Annotated in this window: 18 protein-coding genes; 4 read left to right on the top strand and 14 right to left on the bottom strand. The window is 34.3% G+C overall.

The genetic code is table 11. The annotated features are described in order from the left end of the window. Nucleotides 1-23: 23 nt before the first annotated feature. The 3 genes from C2I06_RS00720 to C2I06_RS00710 all read right to left on the bottom strand — a co-directional run bounded on the left by C2I06_RS00720 (nucleotide 24) and on the right by C2I06_RS00710 (nucleotide 2,054). Nucleotides 24-818, bottom strand: coding sequence for an NAD kinase (locus C2I06_RS00720; RefSeq protein ID WP_095329998.1), 795 nt, complete (start codon nucleotides 816-818; stop codon nucleotides 24-26). An 86-nt stretch (nucleotides 819-904) separates the two neighbouring features. After that, nucleotides 905-1,537 (bottom strand): GTP diphosphokinase, encoded by a 633-nt coding sequence (gene yjbM, locus C2I06_RS00715; protein ID WP_095329999.1) that lies wholly within the window; start codon nucleotides 1,535-1,537, stop codon nucleotides 905-907. Between the two features lie 148 nt (nucleotides 1,538-1,685). Then, nucleotides 1,686-2,054: a UPF0738 family protein gene (locus C2I06_RS00710; protein ID WP_123257253.1), complete on the bottom strand. Its 369-nt coding sequence runs from the start codon at nucleotides 2,052-2,054 to the stop codon at nucleotides 1,686-1,688. 522 nt (nucleotides 2,055-2,576) lie between these two features. On the opposite strand from C2I06_RS00710, the gene C2I06_RS00705 reads away from it, so the two are divergent. From C2I06_RS00705 to C2I06_RS00690, 4 genes are all read left to right on the top strand, one after another. Then, nucleotides 2,577-3,164, top strand: a complete 588-nt coding sequence (locus C2I06_RS00705; RefSeq protein ID WP_123257252.1) for a CYTH domain-containing protein — start codon at nucleotides 2,577-2,579, stop codon at nucleotides 3,162-3,164. A gap of 140 nt (nucleotides 3,165-3,304) precedes the next feature. Next, the gene (locus C2I06_RS00700; RefSeq protein WP_123257251.1) at nucleotides 3,305-3,931 is read left to right on the top strand and encodes a lytic transglycosylase domain-containing protein; all 627 of its coding nucleotides are present in this window, start codon (nucleotides 3,305-3,307) and stop codon (nucleotides 3,929-3,931) included. Nucleotides 3,932-4,037: 106 nt separating this feature from the next. Continuing rightward, entirely contained in the window at nucleotides 4,038-4,445 is a 408-nt protein-coding gene (locus C2I06_RS00695) for a globin domain-containing protein (protein ID WP_095330003.1), read from the top strand. Then, nucleotides 4,445-5,317 (top strand): ClpXP adapter SpxH family protein, encoded by an 873-nt coding sequence (locus tag C2I06_RS00690; protein WP_095330004.1) that lies wholly within the window; start codon nucleotides 4,445-4,447, stop codon nucleotides 5,315-5,317. Before C2I06_RS00695 ends, C2I06_RS00690 begins: the two co-directional genes overlap by 1 nt. A gap of 331 nt (nucleotides 5,318-5,648) precedes the next feature. Here C2I06_RS00690 and pepF read toward each other — a convergent pair whose 3' ends face one another. The 11 genes from pepF to C2I06_RS00635 form a co-directional block, all read right to left on the bottom strand. Beyond that, nucleotides 5,649-7,472, bottom strand: coding sequence for an oligoendopeptidase F (pepF, locus tag C2I06_RS00685; protein ID WP_095330005.1), 1,824 nt, complete (start codon nucleotides 7,470-7,472; stop codon nucleotides 5,649-5,651). Nucleotides 7,473-7,652: 180 nt separating this feature from the next. Beyond that, nucleotides 7,653-8,828 carry a competence protein CoiA gene (locus tag C2I06_RS00680; RefSeq protein ID WP_164463591.1) on the bottom strand — a complete coding sequence of 392 codons (1,176 nt, stop codon included), beginning with the start codon at nucleotides 8,826-8,828 and terminating at the stop codon, nucleotides 7,653-7,655. A gap of 190 nt (nucleotides 8,829-9,018) precedes the next feature. Beyond that, a complete protein-coding gene (cls, locus tag C2I06_RS00675) occupies nucleotides 9,019-10,536 on the bottom strand; it encodes a cardiolipin synthase (protein WP_095330046.1) in 1,518 nt (505 codons plus the stop codon). A 314-nt stretch (nucleotides 10,537-10,850) separates the two neighbouring features. Beyond that, nucleotides 10,851-11,513: an adaptor protein MecA gene (gene mecA / locus C2I06_RS00670; RefSeq protein ID WP_095330007.1), complete on the bottom strand. Its 663-nt coding sequence runs from the start codon at nucleotides 11,511-11,513 to the stop codon at nucleotides 10,851-10,853. A gap of 521 nt (nucleotides 11,514-12,034) precedes the next feature. After that, on the bottom strand, nucleotides 12,035-12,430 hold the full coding sequence (spxA, locus tag C2I06_RS00665) for a transcriptional regulator SpxA (RefSeq protein ID WP_016204317.1): 396 nt from the start codon (nucleotides 12,428-12,430) through the stop codon (nucleotides 12,035-12,037). 577 nt (nucleotides 12,431-13,007) lie between these two features. Beyond that, nucleotides 13,008-13,583: a GNAT family N-acetyltransferase gene (locus tag C2I06_RS00660; protein WP_095330008.1), complete on the bottom strand. Its 576-nt coding sequence runs from the start codon at nucleotides 13,581-13,583 to the stop codon at nucleotides 13,008-13,010. A 5-nt stretch (nucleotides 13,584-13,588) separates the two neighbouring features. Beyond that, entirely contained in the window at nucleotides 13,589-14,794 is a 1,206-nt protein-coding gene (locus tag C2I06_RS00655; protein ID WP_123257250.1) for a putative glycoside hydrolase, read from the bottom strand. Nucleotides 14,795-14,972: 178 nt separating this feature from the next. Next, nucleotides 14,973-16,967, bottom strand: coding sequence for an ABC transporter ATP-binding protein (locus C2I06_RS25710; RefSeq protein ID WP_123257249.1), 1,995 nt, complete (start codon nucleotides 16,965-16,967; stop codon nucleotides 14,973-14,975). A gap of 12 nt (nucleotides 16,968-16,979) precedes the next feature. Further along, entirely contained in the window at nucleotides 16,980-17,897 is a 918-nt protein-coding gene (locus C2I06_RS00645) for an ABC transporter permease (RefSeq protein ID WP_095330012.1), read from the bottom strand. A 2-nt stretch (nucleotides 17,898-17,899) separates the two neighbouring features. Next, a complete protein-coding gene (locus tag C2I06_RS00640) occupies nucleotides 17,900-18,835 on the bottom strand; it encodes an ABC transporter permease (RefSeq protein ID WP_095330013.1) in 936 nt (311 codons plus the stop codon). 185 nt (nucleotides 18,836-19,020) lie between these two features. Continuing rightward, nucleotides 19,021-20,634 carry a peptide ABC transporter substrate-binding protein gene (locus tag C2I06_RS00635; RefSeq protein WP_123257248.1) on the bottom strand — a complete coding sequence of 538 codons (1,614 nt, stop codon included), beginning with the start codon at nucleotides 20,632-20,634 and terminating at the stop codon, nucleotides 19,021-19,023. Between the last annotated feature and the right edge of the window lie 591 nt (nucleotides 20,635-21,225).

The following is a 21,225-nucleotide window of genomic DNA, read 5'->3' as shown; positions in this document are numbered from 1 at the left end:
AAGCTATCGCTCCTGTCTATTTCTTATTCAGAAATGAAAGAATCATGTACTCGTTTCCAAAATGGAAATGGTCGAAACCTTGCAAACCGTACTTTTTCTTCTGCTACTCGATATTGAATCGAATGTACTTTTTTATGTAAAAGATTCAAATGATCAATAGAGATTTGAAAATTAGGTTCATTCACTGGCTTTAACACACATGTATGATGTTTCGGTAAAATTAATGGGGAGCCAACCGTTCGAAAGACTCTATTATTTATGGAAGCCATTTCTGCCAACTGTATTGCTTCAATAGAGGGATGCACAATCGCTCCGCCTAAAGCTTTATTATAAGCAGTACTTCCAGAAGGGGTAGATACACAAAGACCATCCCCTCTAAATCGTTCGAAATGTTTGCCGCTCATTTCTACGTCCATAACAAAGGTTCCTTCCATACTTTTCACCGTTGATTCATTTAATGCTAAATATCTCGTTTCTTTTTCCTCATTTTGATAACGAACTATCACTTCTAAAATGGGATATTCAATAATGTTATATGGCGTTTTTGCTATCGCAATGACGAGTTTTTCTAACTCAGCTGGCGTCCAGTCTGCATAAAAACCTAAATGACCAGTATGCATCCCAACAAAGGCAGTTTTATCTAAACGATTGCTGTATCGATGAAATGCATAAAGAAGTGTCCCATCTCCTCCTACGGAGATTACAATATCCGGCTCTTCTTCATCATATACCAATTCAAAATCAAGCAAATATTGTTTAATTATTTGGACTAAGTTTTCTGATTTCGAATCACCCTTTGAGGTAACGGCAAATTTCATAAGTTTGGTAGCTCCTCTTCTCAGTTTTTAGAAATGCAGAATATCTTTGAATTTCTTTTTGTGCTTAGAAACGATCTAACTAAAAACTACTTATTTTTATCATTTTCTTTCTTACGGTTAAAGAAAGCTTGTGCTTCTTGAATTTCTCCCCGGATTAAAGACATTTCTTTATCTAATCGAAAAGCAGCTTCTGCCGCTCCTTGCAATCTCATTTTAATATCTTCGGGAAATTGGCCTTTATACTTATAATTTAGCGAATGTTCAATCGTCGCCCAGAAATTCATCGCAAGCGTACGAATTTGAATTTCGACTAAGAGTTTCTTTTCCCCATTTATGGTTTGTACTGGATAGACAATTACCACGTGGTAAGAACGATAGCCGCTTTCTTTTCTATGTAAGATATAATCTCTCTCTTCGACAATGTCAAAATCATTTCTTTGTCTTAATAGTTCAACAACTCTTATAATATCGTCAACAAATGGACACATCATTCGAAGTCCTGCAATATCTTGCATTTCTGTTTCTAGTTTATCTAAAGGTATCCCCTTTTCATTTGCCTTATCCAATATACTTGCTATTGGTTTTACACGCCCTGTTACAAATTCTATCGGAGAATGATCATCTTCATGATCAAATTGACGTCTCATTCCTTTTAGTTTAACCTTTAGCTCATCTACCGCTTGTTTATAGGGCGCCAAAAATTGATCCCACTGTTTCATATATATAACACCTCAATTCCAAGGTTCTTTTCAGACGAGGTATTTCTTTTATAGACGATTTGTCGATTAATTATCTATTTTTTCAAAAACAGGCAGAATTACACCATTAAACAGTGGATAAACCTGCTTTATACAATCTAACAAATCATTATAGAAAAACGGATGAAACTCCTTTTTCCATATCCTCTCCATAATTTCCATTTCCTCGAATATTCTCAATTAAATACTCTAATTCCTCTTTGAAGTTTTCAAGCAATAAATGCCCCTTCTCATCTTTTATAAAAAATGAACTATTTGACTCTAATGCCTGTTTACAATCCTTCCATACGCTTTTCGGAATTTCTAGATAAACATATTCATTTTCCTTTTCAAGTAAATATATAAACGCAAGAGCATCAGAATCAACAAGTATTTGACCACATGCCTTCGCATTTTCTAAATTGACATCCTCTTGCAGTTGAAATACTAGTTCATTTTCCCTTTTAATTGTCTCTTTAATTTGCCATTTTTGTTTCATCATTCACCCTCCAACTATGCATATTTTACCACAACCACAAGAATTATCATAGAAAAGCGGAAGCACCTTGTCAGCGGTGTACAAACTGGAGGACTAACGACTAAGATAAAGGAAACACGATAAGCGGCAGCGAATCGATGTTGACTTATCGTAGGGAGGTAGTCTGAAGTTTGCTAACCGCTAGGCGCTGCAGCTAGACAGATAGAAAAGCGGAAGCGCCTTGTCAGCGGTATACAAACTGGAAGGCTATCGACTGAGATAAAGGAAACACGATAAGCGGCAGCGAATCGATGTTGACTTATCGTAGGGAGGTAGTCTGAAGTTTGCTAACCGCTAGGCGCTGTAGCTAGACAGATAGAAAAGCGGAAGCGCCCTTGTTAGCGGTGTACAAACTGGCCGACTAATTACGCCACATCCTGTACGTCGGAAGACATCGATTGAGATAAAGGAAACACGAACATAGCTTGTTTCTCTTTCTACCATTATAATAATAGACAAGATGGTTTAAGAAAGGATCTATATATGTCTAAAAATCAAAACATTGAAATCGAATTTAAAAATATGTTAACAAAAGAAGAATATGAACTGCTCCTAACTCATTTTCAAGTGAGCGAGGAAGATTTATTTGAACAAGAAAACCATTACTTTGATACTAGTAATTTTGCTTTAAAAGCTAATCACTCCGCACTTCGAATTCGTAAAAAAGAGGCAGAATATGAATTAACATTAAAGCAGCCGCATCCAGACGGGCTTTTAGAAACAAATAAAATTCTTTCCAAAACAGAAAGCGATGATATTTTTTCAACTGGAAGAATAAGTGATGAGCAAATTTCAAGTCTGTTAAGAAACATGAACATCGATCCAACATCTATTATATATTTTGGAAGCCTACGAACAATTAGGGCGGAAAAGAAAATTGGAAATGGTTTACTAGTTTTGGACCATAGTTTTTATTTAAAAAAAGAAGATTATGAGTTAGAATATGAAGTAAGCAATCGGGAAGAAGGAAAAATTTACTTTCAGGAGCTATTAGCCACCTTAAAAATTCCCGTTAGAAAAACAAAAAACAAAGTACGCAGATTTTATGATGAAAAATATAACCAAAAGTAATTTAGTACATTTGCTAGATTATTCTACACCGTTGTACCAGCAATAAAGTTTATTCACCACTTTATTGCTTCTATTTTGTTCACTGCGAAGTGTTGTTACTTGATGTAAATAGTCTTATTTCTCATAAATGGAGGAAAGCAATGAAAATTGATCAGTTTAAGGTAATGCTTGAACTCCAAGCTTTACAAGGTTTAAATTCACAAAATACAGGTAGTGCATCTACCCTCTTTCAAGATTTTCTGAGTAATATGTTATCATCTGAGACAAAATTAACGAATGCAATTGAAAATAATACACTAGGAGCAGCTTCCATACCATTAGGCTTAGCGAATACTAGCCCTCTTATGCCATTAAGTTTAACCAAGCTGTCTTCTTCATCGGCATCTACCACTTCTGATTTCGATGAAATGATTAAAACAGCAGCAGAAAAATATAACTTACCTGAAAAGTTAATCAGCTCTGTTATCAAAGTGGAATCCAATTTTAATCCTAATGCAACAAGCTATGCCGGAGCATCTGGATTAATGCAGCTAATGCCGAGCACAGCAACATCGTTAGGTGTGCAAAATGTTTTTAATCCATTAGACAATATTATGGGTGGCAGCAAGTACTTAAAACAAATGTTAGATAAATATAACGGAAATGTCGAACTTGCTTTAGCAGCCTACAATGCTGGACCTGGTAATGTGGATAAGTACGGTGGCATTCCGCCATTTAAGGAAACACAGAATTACGTAGCTAAAGTAACGCAGCATTATACGGCATAATGTCCCTCTCGACCTGTTTACAAGCTATTTATTTGTACAATGAAATATCGATTGTTACAATATAGTTAAAGTACTGCTATAAAAGAACGATAAAGGAGTTTTAAATATGGTCGAGAAAATGTCGACACCTTATGAAAAAATTGGTGAAGCCACATTAAATAAACTTGTAGATTCATTCTACAATCGTGTTGGTCAACATCCTGACCTAGCTCCTATCTTCCCAAAAGATTTAACAGAAACTGCTCGTAAGCAAAAACAATTTCTCACACAATTTTTAGGCGGTCCACCTCTTTACTCTAATGAACATGGTCATCCAATGCTAAGAGCGAGACATTTACCTTTTCCAATAACAGAAAAGCTTGCCCTAGCATGGTTATCTTGTATGGATGAAGCCATGGAAGAAGTAGACTTAGATAAGGAAATACGAGAAGAGATTTTTTCAAGACTCGTGCTGACAGCGAAACATATGGTTAATTCGGAGGAAATTGAAACTAAAAAAGGTGATAACACGTGATGGAAAAAGACATTTCTATATCCAAGCCGAAAACAGCTGATGACAATTGCCAAGATAGAAAACCACTCGAAATATATATGTTTATCGACCCACTCTGTCCAGAATGCTGGGCGCTTGAGCCTATTATGAAAAAATTACAGATTGAATACGGACGGTATTTCTCCCTTAAACATGTATTAAGCGGTAGATTATCTTCCTTAAATTGTAGTAAGAAGAGCAAGCATGCGAATATCGCCGAATTTTGGGAAAAAACCGCTAGTCGTTCAGGAATGTCATGTGATGGTTCTTTATGGTTTGATAACCCTATCGTTTCTCCACATTTACCTTCCATCGCACTTAAAGCAGCAGAATTGCAGGGACGGAAATCTGGAATGAAATTCTTGCGAAAATTGCAAGAACTATTGTTTTTAGAGAAAAAAAATATTGCCACCTTTGAAGTTCTTAAGTCCTGTGCTAAAAGTGTAGGAATCGATGTAATAGAATTTGTATCAGATATTCATTCAAATAGTGCAGCTAAAGCTTTTCAATGTGATTTAAAAATCACAAGGGAAATGGAAGTAAATGAAATACCAACATTAGTCTTCTTTAATGAGAATATTGAAGAGGAAGGGATTAAAGTTACCGGTTACTATCCATATGAGGTATATGTACAAATTATCGAGGAAATGCTTCAGATTCAGCCAGAAAAAGCAGCTCCACCGCCACTAGAAAACTTTTTAGAGTGCTTTAAACTTGTTGCATCAAAGGAATTATCTGTTGTTTATAATAAATCCATTCAAGAGATTGAAAAAGAAATGAAGAAATTGCAATTAAGACAACTAGTAGAACAAATACCAGCTAAATACGGGGTATTTTGGAAATATATCGGTTAAAACTGGGGGATATGGTAATCTATTAAGATGCCATGTCTATTTTTTTATAATGAAATACGAAAAAAAATAAAAAAGGACTTGCTGTCTCAAGGCAAGGCCTTTTTTACTTTTACGAACAAAGGGGATGGGAGAAATTTTTCACGGTCAAACAAAGGGGTATAAGTTTGTTTGTGATTAACTTCACAACTAAATAGTATCATAATTTAATTATCTTCTGCAATACATCTGGGGGGATGTTCACAAAACCTTCATAATTTCAAACTGTTCGCAAACGAAAAAAAGCGTGTAATAGAGTTTTCCTCTACCACACGCTTTACTATTCTTAAGGCAATTAAATTTCGTTTAATAAGCTTTCCATCTCATTCAATTTTTCTTCAAAAACCTGGCATGCCTCTTCGATTGGCGTTTTGCTTGTCATATCTACTCCAGCTTTTTTAAGTACTTCAATTGGATAATCAGAACTTCCAGCCTTTAAGAACTCAATATATCGTTCCACTGCTGGTGTCCCCTCTTCTAATATTTGTTTACTCAATGCTGTTGCAGCACTATAGCCAGTTGCATATTGATATACATAGAAATTATAGTAGAAATGCGGAATTCTTGACCACTCTAAGCCAATTTCCTCATCAATAATAATATCTTCTTCCCCAAAATACTTCTGATTTAAAGCATAGTATTCCTTTGTCAGTAAATCAGCTGTTAATGGCTCATTATTACTTGCTTTTTCATGAATTAATTGTTCAAATTCAGCAAACATCGTTTGACGGAATACCGTACCACGGAAGCCCTCTAAGAAATGATTCAGTAAATATAGACGTTTTTGTTTATCTGTTATTGTTTTTAGCAAGTGATCGTTCAATAAGGATTCATTGCAAGTAGAGGCTACTTCTGCAACAAAGATGGAATAATTACCATAAGGATATGGCTGTGATTTTCTTGTATAATAGCTATGCACAGAATGCCCAAATTCATGTGCTAACGTAAATAGATTGTTTACATTATCCTGCCAGTTCATTAAAATATATGGATTGGTTCCATAAGATCCAGAAGAATAAGCACCACTTCTTTTCCCTTTATTCTCATGTACATCCACCCAGCGGTTTTCAAAGCCTTCTTTTAAGATAGACGCATATTCCTCACCAAGTGGAGCCAAGCCTTTTATAACTAATTCTTTCGCCTCTTCATAAGGAATTTCCATTTTCACATCTTTGACTAATGGTGTATATAAATCGTACATATGCAGTTTTTCTAGGCCAAGGACTTTTTTACGCAATTTCACATAACGATGTAATAATGGTAAATTCTTATTAATTGTTTCCACTAGATTTTCATACACTTGTTCTGGAATATTATTGGCAGCCAATGCAGCATGTCGTGGCGAATTATAGTTTCTTATTTTTGCATTAAATGTATGACTTTTTACTTCTCCACTCAATGTAGAAGCAAATGTGTTTCTAAATTTGCCATAGGTATCATAGACAGCCATAAATGCATCACGGCGTACACGTTGATCCGCACTTTCCAGAAAGCGAGAATAACGGCCATGCGTAACTTCTACTTCTTCTCCGTTTTCATCCTTAATGCTTGGAAACTCCAAATCGGCATTATTCAGCATCCCAAATGTATTGCTAGAAGAATCTAATACCTCTGATGCTTGTGCAAGCAGGGCTTCTTGGTCAGCATTTAACACATGAGGTCTTTGTAAATTGATTTCTTCTAAAGCCTTCTTATACAGCTTTAATTCATTATTTTCTTCTAAATATGCACTGATTACTTTTTCATCAATGGATAATAGTTCTGGTACCATGTAAGCTAACGCACTTGCAGCCTGTGCATACAAGCTTTTAATACGTCCGTCTACGCCTTGATAGAAACTATTAGTCGTATCTTGATCATAACGCATATGTGCATATGTATATAATTTTCCAAGTCTTGATAAAAGCTCATCCTGATATTGCAAAGCTTCATAAAGAACCTCTGCACTTTCGGAAAGCTTCCCTTGATACTCTGTTGCTTTTTGAGATAATTTCTTTACTTCTTCAAATTCTTTATCCCATTCTTCATCACTTGCAAATATATCCTCTAATCTCCAAGTATCTTCTACTGGTACCTCATTACGCAGTGGTAATTTTTTTACTCCTGTTTCTGCTGACATATTCCATCCTCCACTCTTTTTTTATTTCGGAATTCGAAAATAAACGTTATTAAATATTCTCTGTTTCCAAACCAATTCCTTCTTATTCTACCAAATTTTCGATCTATTTCCGATTTTAATGCATGAGCAATTTTTCTACATATACAATAGCATATGTATTTTATGTTTTTTCATTTATCTTTATTGCTTATTGATCAAATTTTTTAATTGCTTATAGAACATTACTTCTTCCTGTTCCTGTATCTCATAATTTCTGATTTTCTTCTTATAAAGCATCTGATAAAAACAAGGTTTTATTTCCTCTATAACCTTTAGTTCCACCAGAAGGAGTATATATTGTTTAACTGTTTCTCGCCAGTCTACCTCGCTTATAAAAGGACAATCTCTTATTTTAATTTGTCCCCTTTCAATTCTCTTATGGAAATTCACATAAATCTTTTGAAGGGGGTATATTTTCGTCTCTTCTTTAAAGCTATCCAGAAAAATAGTCGCCTGCCAATATAATGGTGGTGTTTCGAGGAGAACCCCTTCCTTTAAAGGGATACCAATAAATGGGGGTAAAAAATGGGGATGAAGACCATGGGCATACAGTTCTTTTAAAAATTGATAATTTGTTTTAGTTTGGTAATGTACATCCTTTGTTTTTTGCCGATGAATGATCTCACGCCAATAAGCAAAATGCCATTTTTTTCTGGGAATAAAGGGCTGCTTTCCCTCTATTTTTACTAATGGAAAGCAAAAAGTAGTCACAAAAGATTGGGAGATGGATATTGGTATAGGGTTCTGAATCAAATAAAACGCCCGGTCATATGGACAATACGACGGTAGGAGATATTGTTTGCGGTATAAGATGAAAAACTGATAAACAAATGCAGAAAGCTTCAATTTGATTGGATTCCACTTCTTTAAATGGCAAAAGCCGATAATCCAAATAGGATGAATGTTTACTTTTCGATAACCTTCTGTACGTTTCTTGATTAACTGTGGAGAAATCACAGCACATTGATATTCAATTACATACTGCTTATTACGAAAGACAAAACTAATATCTGCCCGTTGCTTTATTTCTGGATAATAAGGCTCTAATAGGGGATGAAGATTCAATTCAACTAATTTTTGATATAATTGCAACTTTCCTTGTAAATGATAAGTAGACTCCGCCTCTCCATTACTTGAACAACACGCTTTCCTTTCATGGGCAAAATGTGTAATCTTTTTTTCTCCCATTTTTAAGAGAACACGTCCCTTACATTCTGGACAATACAATGGAGTTTGCCGTAAGCCTTTTAAATCATCTTTCTCCTTCCTAGTGAATAAGTTGATTATTTCGCCAGCTTCTGTTATGGCTGTAAACAAAGAAATTTCCTCCTTTTCAATTTATTCTATACCTATTCTTGTTTATGATTAGAATCCCCTTCTTAAACTTCTTTTTTATTTCAATTTCTCTTCCTTCTTTCTTAGAGAATGTCCCATACGAAAAAAGAGCTCGCTTTTGCTCATTATCTTAAATAAGCATAAATACGCGCCCTTTAGAGGGAAAAACACTTTATAATAACGGTGATAATAATCTGGAGGTCGATTCAAGCATTCTATAGCCATAATGCCTCTTATTAAAGGTCTCTTCTTCTAATTCGATTGACTGATTTATATCCTCTAGATAGTCTTTTACGAGCTTTTCGATACTTCTTGTTTTATATAAAAAAGCGCTAACTTCAAAATTTAAATGAAAGCTTCTCATATCCATATTACATGTCCCAATGGAAGCAATTTCTCCATCTACAATAATAATTTTACTATGCATAAATCCGCGGTTATATTCAAAGACCCTGACTCCCGACTCTAGTAATTCTGGAAAATAAGAGCGGGAAGCATGGAAAACAATTCTTTTATCCGGTTTACTAGGAACAAGAATACGTACATCTACACCACTTAATGAAGCAATTTTAATAGCAGAAAATATATCTTCATCTGGAATAAAATAAGGAGTAGCAATCCAAATCGATTCTTTAGCCGTAGTAATCATGCTAAAAAAGATACTTTTGATGACGCTCCATTCATTGTCAGGTCCCCCCGCAATCAATTGTACGCCACCATGCGAATTTTCCTCTGAAATAGGCGTTAAATATTCCTCTGTCAAAAAGCTATGGTTCGTCATATAGTACCAATCTTGTAGAAAAATTAATTGTAAGGATCTTACAGCATTTCCTTTTACTAATAAATGAGTATCCCTCCAGTATCCAATGGAAGGATTTCTTCCCAAATATTCATCGCCAATATTAAGCCCGCCAACAAAACCAATATTGCCATCTATTATAATAATTTTACGATGGTTTCGAAAATTAAACTTACTATTAAAAAAAGGCATTTTAACTGGACCAAAAGCGATAACTTCAATCCCTGCCTCTTTCATCTCTGAACAAAATTTTTTCGATAACTTCCAAGAACCAACTGCATCATATAAAAATCGCACTTGCACCCCAGCTCTGGCTTTTTCAACTAATACATCCTTTATCTCCTGACCAATGGCATCATCTCTTACAATGTAATATTCTAGGTGGATATGATGTTTTGCTTTCTTCAGTTCTTTCAAAATAGCTGAAAATGTTTCCTCTCCATCTGTTAATATCTCTGTTGAGGTACCAAAGGAAATAGGCGTATTTCCAAGCTTCTCAGCTAGGTGAAATAAGTTCCGTTGATGTCCATCAAGTATCTTTCTCTTTTCTTCTCTTCTCGAACTAATTGCTTGTTCGATCTTCAGGAATGCTTCTTTATCTAGAAAGTATTTTTTACGATAAATTCTTTCTTTTCGATAGTTCCTGCCAAAAAATAGATAAAAGACAAACCCGATAATTGGAAAACTCCCCAAGACGATTAACCAGGTTAATGTTTGTGTAGGATGTCGATTTTCAAAGAAAATGACCAAGCCGATAAAAACAACTGATAAACTGATCACTAAACTTAATTGTCCGTAAATTCCTCCCTGTATAGAGAAAAATAAATTAAACACATAAACAAACAGAACCGCTACGATAAAAAACAAGCCTAATCTAGCAGTATGATTCATAATAGACACCGCCATTCTCCCAATATACTTACATTAAGCTTAGAATTATCTCTTTTATTCCTATATATATACCCATAATTACCATAAATTACTCCACAGGCGCCCGATAATCAATCTATTAAGGGAGAATTAGTCTATTTATTTTGGATTAAAATTTACACTCTCCGGAGAAGTCTCTATATAGTTCAGAAGGATCAGCACTTAAATATTCTACTTTTTCTCACAAAACGCCAAGAAACTCTACAATGAAAGGCTATGACCGAACATTGTAGAGTTTCTTTAACTTTTTAGTATATGATTGGCACAGATACTATTTAATGGAAGTACTTTCTTAATTCCATAAAGACTTCATTCTCAATAATAACTTTACCATATTCTTGGAGAACATGAATGGTCATTTTAGAATCTTCTTGAGCATATTCAAGTAAAATGCTCAATGCATTTTCTACTTCCTCTTCTGCAATTTCTTCATCAAGAAATTGCACAAATAAGTAATATTTTCCATTGTAATTATAAAGCTTCGTATCGATCCCTTCTAGCCCCTGCATCTTAGATAAAGAAATAATATCCTCAAAATCATTGAACGTTAAGAGGAACTCGAGACTTTCATCGTACTCTTCTTCTCCCTCTTTAATCGTAAAATGTTGATCCATTAAATCTTCAAAACGTTCATCAATTGGTAAATCCTTTAGCTTATCCTCTGGTATAGAAATTTCAAACTTCTGTCCATCTTTCGAAAGCTGCGCTTTTGTAACTAAGATTTCCAACCCTTTTTCTAGAGCTTGAACTTGAATCCATAATGGTCCATCAAATATGAAGTCTTCCTCTTGATGCACTTCATCCATCATTTCCCAAAATAACTCTTCACTGCGTTCCCGATTATACCAAATCTCCTCACGCTTAAACCCACGTTCTTCTATATCAATATACGAAATATAAAACTTTACTGTATGATCATTAATTCTTTCAATTTCCATACGCTAACACTCCCTTCAGACTATGATGGAAGGGACAAGAGACCCCCATACAGATTGTTTTATTTCTTACAAGTAAATTTTCTGAAATAAAATTTTTATTTTTCCTTGTATTGTACCTTGTACTTTATATTTTATGACAAAAGCAGTATAAATGGAATTAAAATATCTTGGGAATGGAAAAAACCATTAAATGCCTATTCAAAAACCATTCACAATTTTCAATTATCTAAATAAATGAAGGCTTATTCGAAGTCAGCAATTAGTTCTTTTTTATACCATATTCCTGTATCATTATATTTAGTAGTATTACCTCATAGAAATTATTTCAAACTAAAAAGTCCAGACAATTACTAACACTTTAACCAGACTATCTAATCAAGTTAGATTGTTTTCTACCTTAAGTAACTAGGAAAACCTCTGTTTTTTCTTGATTACTATAAAAAAAGAAAAACCTGACTGAACGATACCAAATTTTCATTTAGTACCGCCTTAAGCCAGATTTTTTTATACTTTCTTCTTAATTAGTTAACTAATCTTTGTGCCTCTCTTAACTGGAAAGTACGAACTTTTCTTGGTAAGAATCTGCGAATTTCATCTTCATTGTATCCTACTTGTAGTCTTTTTTCGTCAATGATTATTGGACGTCTTAATAGACCTGGATTATTTTGAATAATACCAAACAAATCTTGTAATGGCATTGTTTCTAAATTCACATTTAACTTTTGAAAAGTTTTACTTCTTGTTGAAATAATTTCATCTGTTCCATCTTCCGTCATACGAAGAATTTCTTTAATTTCCTCAATAGAAAGCGGTTCAGAAAATATATTTCTTTCTTTATATGCGATTTCATGTTCCTCTAACCATGCTTTTGCTTTTCTGCAGGATGTACAACTTGGTGAAGTGTATAATGTTACCATTTTACAAATTCACGCTCCCTTTATTTAGACATGTAATTAACTACATTCATTATGATTATAAATAACTTGAGTTATTTTCTTGCTAATTCTTAAATTATAATTAATTCAATCAAGTAATTTATATTAATTATTATACACTAATTGTTTGCTTTATGGTATATGTTTTAAAAAATTTATCCACAAGTATCATTAATTTCTGTATATAAGCTGCTATAGGTATTTGCTGTGATTCTCCTCCTTTATGTAAGAAAAACTCGTTATGAAAGTACGAATCCTTCAGTTATTTTGTTACTTATCATTATAGACGTTTGAAAACCAAAAAAGTTTCAAAAAATTATCTCATCTGTTAATATATTTGTTCTAAATATATATTTTCTGATTATATACCCAATATTTCTTTCTATTAAACCTCTATCTATTCTCAATTAAGGAGATTTTAATGAAAATATAAAAAGATTTTAATACAATTCAACATTAAATATAGCAGCTAATCGACATCAGTTATCTTCTTCATTACAAGGTGACCGCTCCTTTCATAGGAGGACTGTCACCTTGAGGATATTTTATTACACTTTAATCAAATTTCATCAAATAAATTTTTTCGTTTTTGTTCCAAATTTAGTTGGACTACCTCATCAACTGGTTCATATGATTCTCCGTAAAACTGTAAATCTTTATATGTGTGAATTTTATTATATGTTCTTACCAATGCTTGATAAACGACATCTTCTCCTTCATTATTAGGTGCCCAGTAGAGAATTTCCATTGCATTCACTTCCCTAGTTGCTAACGATAAACGTCTATAACCAATAGAGGTTGCATGCTTAAAGTCTTCTCGCCGGTAAAATTTCAGCCGTTTTTTCGTATCACTATCTTTATAATTTATCGGTTCCACTTCCAAAATAATCGGTTTTCCCTTTTTTTTCAGTTTTTCCACTAATTGATGACCAAGCCCCTGCCCTCTTGCTTCGTCAGAGACAAATAAATAATCGACAAAAACAAAATCCTCTGCTTCCACATACATTAACACATGATACTTCCCTTCATCCTTATGATAATATTCTGGAAAGTCTTTTAGTAATGCTTCCATATGTTCTTGTGATTTCATTTCTTCCACAGGAAAATATTGATTTAACTTATCGTACCAATGCATCTAATTTAATCTCCTTTATCCTCTTTATTTTTCGGTGTATAATCGACATTCTTCGTATAATTATTCCCAGCATTCCATAATAAAAACTCATTAACTCCTTGATCATTTAAAGCTTCAATTTGTTTTTGAACCTCTTCTTTTCCATATACTTGATAATTATCTTTACCCAGCCAGGCAGCTGTAAAATCCTGTAGCCACGGTCTTGAAATAGGTGGGTTCTCTAATTGATTTAATTTTTGCTTTTCTACTTTCATATACTCCCTTACAAGTTCATAGGGGAATAAATCGGGTTTTTCAATCCCAAAATAATTTGTCCAGTGACTTGGATAGATCATAGAAGAAATAACATCGACATGTTTGCTTATTTTTGAAAAATTTTGACCAATCCCAGGGGCTTCTTCTATGGTTGCTGTATATCCAAATATATCAACAGAAACTTTCACATTATATGGCTTTAATTTTTCTTTTGCATATTGAACAAAATCTGTAACTGCGTCTACTCGTTTATCCCCTTCATTCTTATTTAATTTACGATAATCTCCTTTCGTATAGCTTAGTATATCTCCTTTATTTTCAAATCCCTCTGGAAAACGCACGTAATCAAACTGTATCTCTTGAAACCCCATTTTAGCTGCTTCGATAGCAATATTAATGTTATAATCCCAGACCTTTTTTTCAAACGGGTTAACAAACGCTTCTCCTCTCCCATTCGTCCAAACCTTCTCTCCTTGGACAAAAGACCATTCGGGTTTTTCCTTAGCTAATATAGAATCTTTAAAGACAACAATTCGCGCAATCGGATAAATTTTTTCCTTTTCAAGCTCCTGTAAAAGCACTGTCATATTTTTTATCGATTGGCTGCCAATTTCTCTATAAGGCGAATCCTCTTCCGGCATAAAAGTCAAATTACCATGATCTTCTTTATAATCAATTACCATAGCATTCAAATCTGTCGTTTTCACTAATTCCATTAATTGACTCCATTTGTTTCCTTCAATGGATTGACTGTTTACATAAATACCTCTCACAGCATCCGGATATGTAAAATTAAGGTTAGTCTTCATTCTAGGTAAAGAAGCTGGCAAATGTTTAACCATAATTTCTACTTGTTTAGTTGGTTGTTTAGGAATTACCTTTTCCCCTTTTGCAAATGCAATATTGGGGATCAACAAATATATACTTAATCCAATGGATAATATTTTCTTTTTCATCGTGAAAACTCCCATCTACATACAGTATCTATTATCTATTGAGACTCTATCCATGATGTATCCCTTTTATTGTAACAAACACAATCAAGCATAATCTAGCAATTTCCCAACTGTGCGTAGGCAACCATTCTAAAAAGCCGACAATCAAGGATTGCCGGCTTGGGATTTACTTATTCTCTCATTGTATTTTATATTTTTTATATTCACTTTCAGAGCAATAAACGAAATGTCCTGGTTTAATTTCTCTCATTTTAAGCTCTTCACCCTCTTGATATTGATGAACCGCTGGATCATAAACCGTTCTTTTTCTTGTTCGCTCTGTTTCTGGATCTGGCAGAGGAATCGCTGACAATAACGACTGTGTATATGGATGAATCGGATTATTGTATAATTCATCTGCAGGCGCTATTTCCACTAATTTCCCGAAATACATCACACCAATACGATCACTAATATATTTCACCATGGATAAATCATGGGCAATAAATAGATAGGTTAAACCCTTTTCCTTTTGAAGCTTCTTCATCAAGTTTACTACCTGTGCTTGAATAGAAACATCTAATGCAGAAATTGGTTCATCAGCAATAATAAAGTCTGGATCTACAGCTAATGCACGCGCAATTCCAATTCTTTGTCTTTGACCGCCTGAGAACTCATGCGGATAACGATTGGCATGCTCTTTATTTAAACCAACTGTATGAAGCAGCTCATATACTTTTTCCATTCTCTCTTTTTTGTTTTTCGCTAAACCGTGAATATCAATGCCTTCTGCAATTATATCAGCAACGGTCATTCGAGGATTTAAAGAAGCATACGGGTCTTGGAAAATCATTTGCATTTTACGATTAAATTTCTTTAATTCCGCTCTTGATTTTCTTCCATGAACATCTTCTCCATTAAATAAAACTTGACCGCCTGTTGCATCATAAAGGCGGATAATTGTTCTACCAGTTGTAGATTTCCCACAGCCAGATTCGCCTACTAAACCTAATGTTTCTCCTTTGAAAATATCAAAGGTAATATCATCTACTGCTTTGACAACATTAGGAGTATCGACATTGAAATACTGCTTCAGATTTTTTATTTCTAATAACTTTTCTGCCATTTTATTTATCCCCTTTACTAATACTGGTGTTTCAAAGTTAGAGGGTAACGTTCTTATTCTTTCTTTAACTGAAGCTGGTGGTTCTACTGCTGGCGCATTCGGATGCAGTAACCACGATTTCACAAAATGTGTTTCAGACACTTGATACACTGGCGGCTCTTGTTCAAAATCAATTGCTAATGCGAATGGATTTCTCGCAGCAAATGCATCTCCTACAGGAGGATTCGTTAAATCTGGAGGTGTTCCTGGAATAGCAGCAAGCTCATCTTCATTATCATTGTCTAAACTTGGCATAGATGCAAGAAGCCCCCATGTATAAGGATGTCTAGGATCGTAGAAAATTTCATCAACTGTTCCCATTTCAACAATTTGGCCAGCATACATTACAGCAACACGATCAGCCACATTTGCCACTACCCCTAAATCATGGGTAATGAAGATAATGCTTGTATTCATTTTCTCTTGCAAATCTTTCATTAAATCTAAAATTTGCGCTTGAATCGTAACATCTAAAGCTGTTGTTGGTTCATCTGCAATTAATAGATGTGGATTAGCCGCTAAAGCAATAGCAATCATCGCACGTTGTCTCATCCCACCAGAAAATTCATGCGGATATTGATCCACTCTTTTCTCTGGTTTAGGAATTCCAACTAAACTTAACAATTCAATTGCTTTCTTTTTTGCCTTTTCCTTGTTCATTTGCTGATGTTTTATCAGTACTTCCATGATTTGTGTACCAATACGCATAGTCGGATTCAAAGATGTCATAGGATCTTGGAAGATCATACTCATTTCCTTCCCACGGATACTTTCCATCTCTTTATCTGTTTTTTGAACAATATCTTCTCCATCAAATAAAATTTGTCCACCTTTAATATGGCCAGGAGGCATCGGGATTAATTTCATTAATGTTTGGGACGTAACACTTTTACCTGATCCAGATTCACCAACAATAGCTAATGTTTCTCCTTTGTATAAATCAAAGGATACTCCACGAACTGCCTGCACTTCTCCTCCATACGTATGGAATGAGACTTGTAAATCCTTTACTTCTAATAATTTTTCCATGTATCTCACTCCTTACTTACGTAGTCTTGGATCAAGAGCATCTCGGATTCCATCGCCAATAACATTAAAGGCAAATATTGTTAAACAGATAAACATGGCAGGGAAAAATAATCGCCATGGATAATATTGCAGTGCTCCGATTCCATCATTAGCCATCGTTCCCCAGCTGGCTAATGGAGGAGTTAATCCTAATCCAAGATAGCTTAAAAATGCCTCTGTAAAAATAGCATTAGGTACAGTTAAAGTTAATGTCACAAGAATTGGCCCCATTGCATTTGGGACTAAATGCTTGCTCATAATTCTTGAAACACTTGCTCCTAGCGTTCTGGAAGCAAGAATATATTCTTGGCTCTTTAAGGATAATACTTGTCCTCGAACCATTCTCGCCATATTAATCCAGCCAGTAATACTCATTGCCAGAATCATCGTCCATATTCCCTGGCCAAGAACAACCATTAAAAGAATTACTAGTAAAAGATAAGGAATACCATATAATACGTCCGCTATACGCATCATTACTTCATCGGTTTTGCCACCTTTATAACCTGCAATCCCTCCCCAGATTACGCCGATAACTAAATCAATCAATGCTGCGGCTACCCCAATAAATAGTGATATTTTCGCACCATACCAAATCCGCGCAAACATATCTCGGCCAAGATCATCTGTTCCAAAATAATGTTCTGCACTTGGAGGCTGATTCGTTTTTGTATAATCATTCTCATAATAATTATACGGAGTTAATAACGGCCCTATTAAAGACATAACAATTAAAAGAATTAAAAGAACAAGTCCAAAAACCGCAAGTTTATTTTTCTTAAAACGAGTAAAAACATCTTTCCAAAAAGACAGACTTGCTTTTGATATTTTCTCTGATTCTATGGTACTGTTGCCGACTATTTCAAATTTATCTTTCGAAATTTCTTGCATCTTTACGCTCCTTTCTTCCCGCCCGATAGTTTAATTCGAGGATCTATTAATCCGTACAATAAGTCGACAAGAAGAACAGATACTAACAGGATAATACTATAGAAAACTGTTACGCCCATAATCGCTGTATAATCACGGTTATTTATGCTTTTAACAAACTGTGATCCAAGACCTGGAATACCAAAAATTTTCTCAATAACAAAACTACCTGTAACAATCCCAGCCGATAATGGCCCCATGTATGAAACAACCGGAAGAATCGCATTGCGGATGGCGTGCTTCACTGTAATATTAAAGCCGCTTATTCCTTTTGCTTTTGCTGTTTTAATATAATCATTGCTTAATACTTCTAGCATAGAAGATCTAGTTAATCGAGCAATAAATGCTGTAGGACCAGCTGCTAATGCGATTGCTGGCAGAACACTTTGCATAAATGTTCCCCATCTTGCTACAGGGAATATCCCTAGCTTCATTGCCAAAATATATTGCAAAAAAGCTGCCATAATAAACGAAGGTACTGATATTCCTAATACAGCAACAATCATTGCCAGATAATCTTGCCATTTATTATGTCTTAAAGCAGCAATTACACCTAATGTAACACCAATGGCCAAGGCGATAAAAATTGCTTCTACACCCAAGACTAATGATACTGGGAATCCTTCATTGATTAATTGATTCACTGTTTGGCTCTTATATTTAAAAGATGGACCAAAATCCCATTGAACAACTCTTAGCAAATACTCTCCATATTGAACATACCAAGGCTGATCAAGTCCATAATGGGCATTTAAATTTGCTTCAATTGCAGGCGGCATTTTCTTTTCCGATGTAAATGGGTTACCTGGTGCCATCCTCATGAAGAAAAACGTAGCTGTAATGATTAACCATAAGGATAACGCCATAAACAGCAAACGTTTTGTTAAGTACTTTATCATGGTTTTACCTCCATTTTTTTCTAAAACAATGCCAATTAGCAAGGAAGAGGATGCCCTAGGAAACGAGCTTACTAAGAAAGTATCACTCGTTAAATAAGGCAGCCTCTTTTTTCTCTTTAGCTTTGTACTTTCATAAAAATTCGAATTTCCTAAAGCATGATGAATGAACAAAGCGAACCATTGTATTATTCAAAATGTGCCCATTTTAACTGTGCTTCTCCTAAACCTGAAATGACTACATCTTTCAGATTATCTTTTTGTACCCATGTATTTGTATAGAAATAAACAGGTGCAATCGGAAGTTCGTTCATTAAAATAGTTTCTGCATCTTGTAATAATTGTTTGCGTTTTACCTCATCTGTCTCTTTTTGTGAAGCATCAAGAAGTTTTTTGTATTCTGGATTTTCCCACCCAGTATCGTTATTTCCTCCGTTTGCATCACGGTATAATTCTAGGAAATTAAATGCGTCATTATAGTCACCAGACCATGACATACGTCCAACCTGGTAGTCACCAGAATCAATTTTCTCTAGATAAACTTGCCATTCTTCATTATCTAGCTCTACATTAATTCCAAGATTTTTCTTCCACATATCTTGAACCGCTTGTGCAATCTTAGCATGCGCTTCACCGGTATTATATGATAATATGATTTTTGGTAAGTCTTTTACACTTGCATAGCCTTCCTCTTTTAAACCTTTTTCCAGAGCTGCTTTTGCTGCTTTGATATCTTTATCTTTAAAATAACCTTTTTCGTTTTCTGAAAACATGGTTGGAGGAACAACTGCTGTTGCTGGAATTTGTCCACCTTGTGTAATTTGCTCAACAATTGCTTTACGATCTATCGCATATGTTAAAGCTTTACGAATATTTTCATTGTTAAATGGCTTTTCATTTGTATTAAATTTATACCAATAAGTACCTGCTATCGCTTTGATATTTAGGTCACCTTTATCTTTTAAAGCTTTAATAGAATCAGTAGGTAATGCACCAAAAGGTAAGCCAGCCCAATCTAATTCATCGTTATCAAACATGCTTAATTCTGTTGTTGGATCTTCTACCATTGTCATTTCTACTGTTTCTAATTTAACTTTGTCTGCATCCCAATAGTCTTCGTTCTTTTCTAAAAGGATAGACTCACTATGATTCCATTCCGTCATTTTGAAAGGACCATTCGTTACATAATCATCTCCAGCATTTTTATACCAATCTGGATTTGCTTCTGCAACGTTTTTATTAACTGGGAAATAAGTATAGAAAGCTAGCAATTGTAAGAAATATGGCGTTGGGTTTACTAATGTTACTTCTAACGTTTTTTCATCTACTGTTTTAATAGCAACATCATCAAGACTACCTTTACCATTGTTTGCTGCTTCAGCACCTTTAATGGCATATAGTTGATAAGCATACTGTGATTGGTTTTGAGGATTAAGTGCCCATTTCCAAGCATATTCAAAGTCTGCTGCCGTTACTGGATCACCATTTGTCCATTTTGCATCTTCGCGGATTTTGAACGTGTAAGTTAACTGATCATCTGATATATCGATTTTTTCTGCCATAGCTGGCTGCGGAACTCCATCTTTATCAATTCGAGTTAACCCTTCAAAAGTTTGAATTAACACTCCACCAGATGTTGAATCTGTAGCTAATGCTGGATGTAATGTTGGTGGCTCTGAAACAATATTTAAACGAAGATTTTGTGATGCTTTATCACTACCACCTTTGTTATTACCACATGCAGCAAGAAAAGCACTGAGTATAAGCACTAAACTCATTAGTACAACCATTCTTTTTCTCATGTAATTACCCCCTTAATAATTTCCTCAAATGGAACTTCGAAAATATCTTTCCCACTCTAAACCTCAGAATACACAAGCAATCATTTCCTAAATAGTCAGTCAATTAGAATAAATGACAGTTTCCAATTAAAATAGAGCACAATAAAACGCACAAAATATTATACAGGAATAATTATTTCATTCATTACAAATTATTTATGTATTCTTACATGTTTTTAAATAGTCTGAAATATTACTACCTAATCCATTCGCAATGACAATTATATAATTGGATTATTCAACACGCAAGAACTTTGTGGAATTTTGTAGAATTTTGTAGAATAAAAACAAATCTGAAATATATAAATCTACAGAATAATTATATTAATATAAATTTATCAGAATTTAAATTTATTCCTCGCATATTAGTTGCATCTATTCTTTTTTATTAAAATTGGCAAACTTTAAGAAAACAGCCTTTGCATATCAACTAATCATGCTAAAATGGTTATAATAATGATATTGATCATTAAGTTTCTAGATTCTATTTTTAACAGTACTATCGTATTTGCTTGAAGAAAACTGTTTCTCTTGCAGATAACCATGGCTCTA

This window comes from Niallia circulans, from assembly GCF_003726095.1.
In the GTDB taxonomy this organism is placed as follows: Bacteria; Bacillota; Bacilli; order Bacillales; family Cytobacillaceae; genus Niallia; species Niallia circulans_A.
The sequence above is the reverse complement of the archived record's forward strand: the minus strand, read 5'-3'. Positions and strand labels throughout refer to the sequence as shown.

Excerpts from the sequence above, each read along its gene's own strand:
- C2I06_RS00720 (WP_095329998.1), bottom strand. The coding sequence starts at position 818 with ATGAAATTTGCCGTTACCTCAAAGGGTGATTCGAAATCAGAAAACTTA.
- yjbM (WP_095329999.1), bottom strand. The coding sequence starts at position 1,537 with ATGAAACAGTGGGATCAATTTTTGGCGCCCTATAAACAAGCGGTAGAT.
- C2I06_RS00710 (WP_123257253.1), bottom strand. The coding sequence starts at position 2,054 with ATGAAACAAAAATGGCAAATTAAAGAGACAATTAAAAGGGAAAATGAA.
- C2I06_RS00705 (WP_123257252.1), top strand. The coding sequence starts at position 2,577 with ATGTCTAAAAATCAAAACATTGAAATCGAATTTAAAAATATGTTAACA.
- C2I06_RS00700 (WP_123257251.1), top strand. The coding sequence starts at position 3,305 with ATGAAAATTGATCAGTTTAAGGTAATGCTTGAACTCCAAGCTTTACAA.
- C2I06_RS00695 (WP_095330003.1), top strand. The coding sequence starts at position 4,038 with ATGGTCGAGAAAATGTCGACACCTTATGAAAAAATTGGTGAAGCCACA.
- C2I06_RS00690 (WP_095330004.1), top strand. The coding sequence starts at position 4,445 with ATGGAAAAAGACATTTCTATATCCAAGCCGAAAACAGCTGATGACAAT.
- pepF (WP_095330005.1), bottom strand. The coding sequence starts at position 7,472 with ATGTCAGCAGAAACAGGAGTAAAAAAATTACCACTGCGTAATGAGGTA.
- cls (WP_095330046.1), bottom strand. The coding sequence starts at position 10,536 with ATGAATCATACTGCTAGATTAGGCTTGTTTTTTATCGTAGCGGTTCTG.
- mecA (WP_095330007.1), bottom strand. The coding sequence starts at position 11,513 with ATGGAAATTGAAAGAATTAATGATCATACAGTAAAGTTTTATATTTCG.
- spxA (WP_016204317.1), bottom strand. The coding sequence starts at position 12,430 with ATGGTAACATTATACACTTCACCAAGTTGTACATCCTGCAGAAAAGCA.
- C2I06_RS00660 (WP_095330008.1), bottom strand. The coding sequence starts at position 13,583 with ATGCATTGGTACGATAAGTTAAATCAATATTTTCCTGTGGAAGAAATG.
- C2I06_RS00655 (WP_123257250.1), bottom strand. The coding sequence starts at position 14,794 with ATGAAAAAGAAAATATTATCCATTGGATTAAGTATATATTTGTTGATC.
- C2I06_RS25710 (WP_123257249.1), bottom strand. The coding sequence starts at position 16,967 with ATGGAAAAATTATTAGAAGTAAAGGATTTACAAGTCTCATTCCATACG.
- C2I06_RS00645 (WP_095330012.1), bottom strand. The coding sequence starts at position 17,897 with ATGCAAGAAATTTCGAAAGATAAATTTGAAATAGTCGGCAACAGTACC.
- C2I06_RS00640 (WP_095330013.1), bottom strand. The coding sequence starts at position 18,835 with ATGATAAAGTACTTAACAAAACGTTTGCTGTTTATGGCGTTATCCTTA.
- C2I06_RS00635 (WP_123257248.1), bottom strand. The coding sequence starts at position 20,634 with ATGAGAAAAAGAATGGTTGTACTAATGAGTTTAGTGCTTATACTCAGT.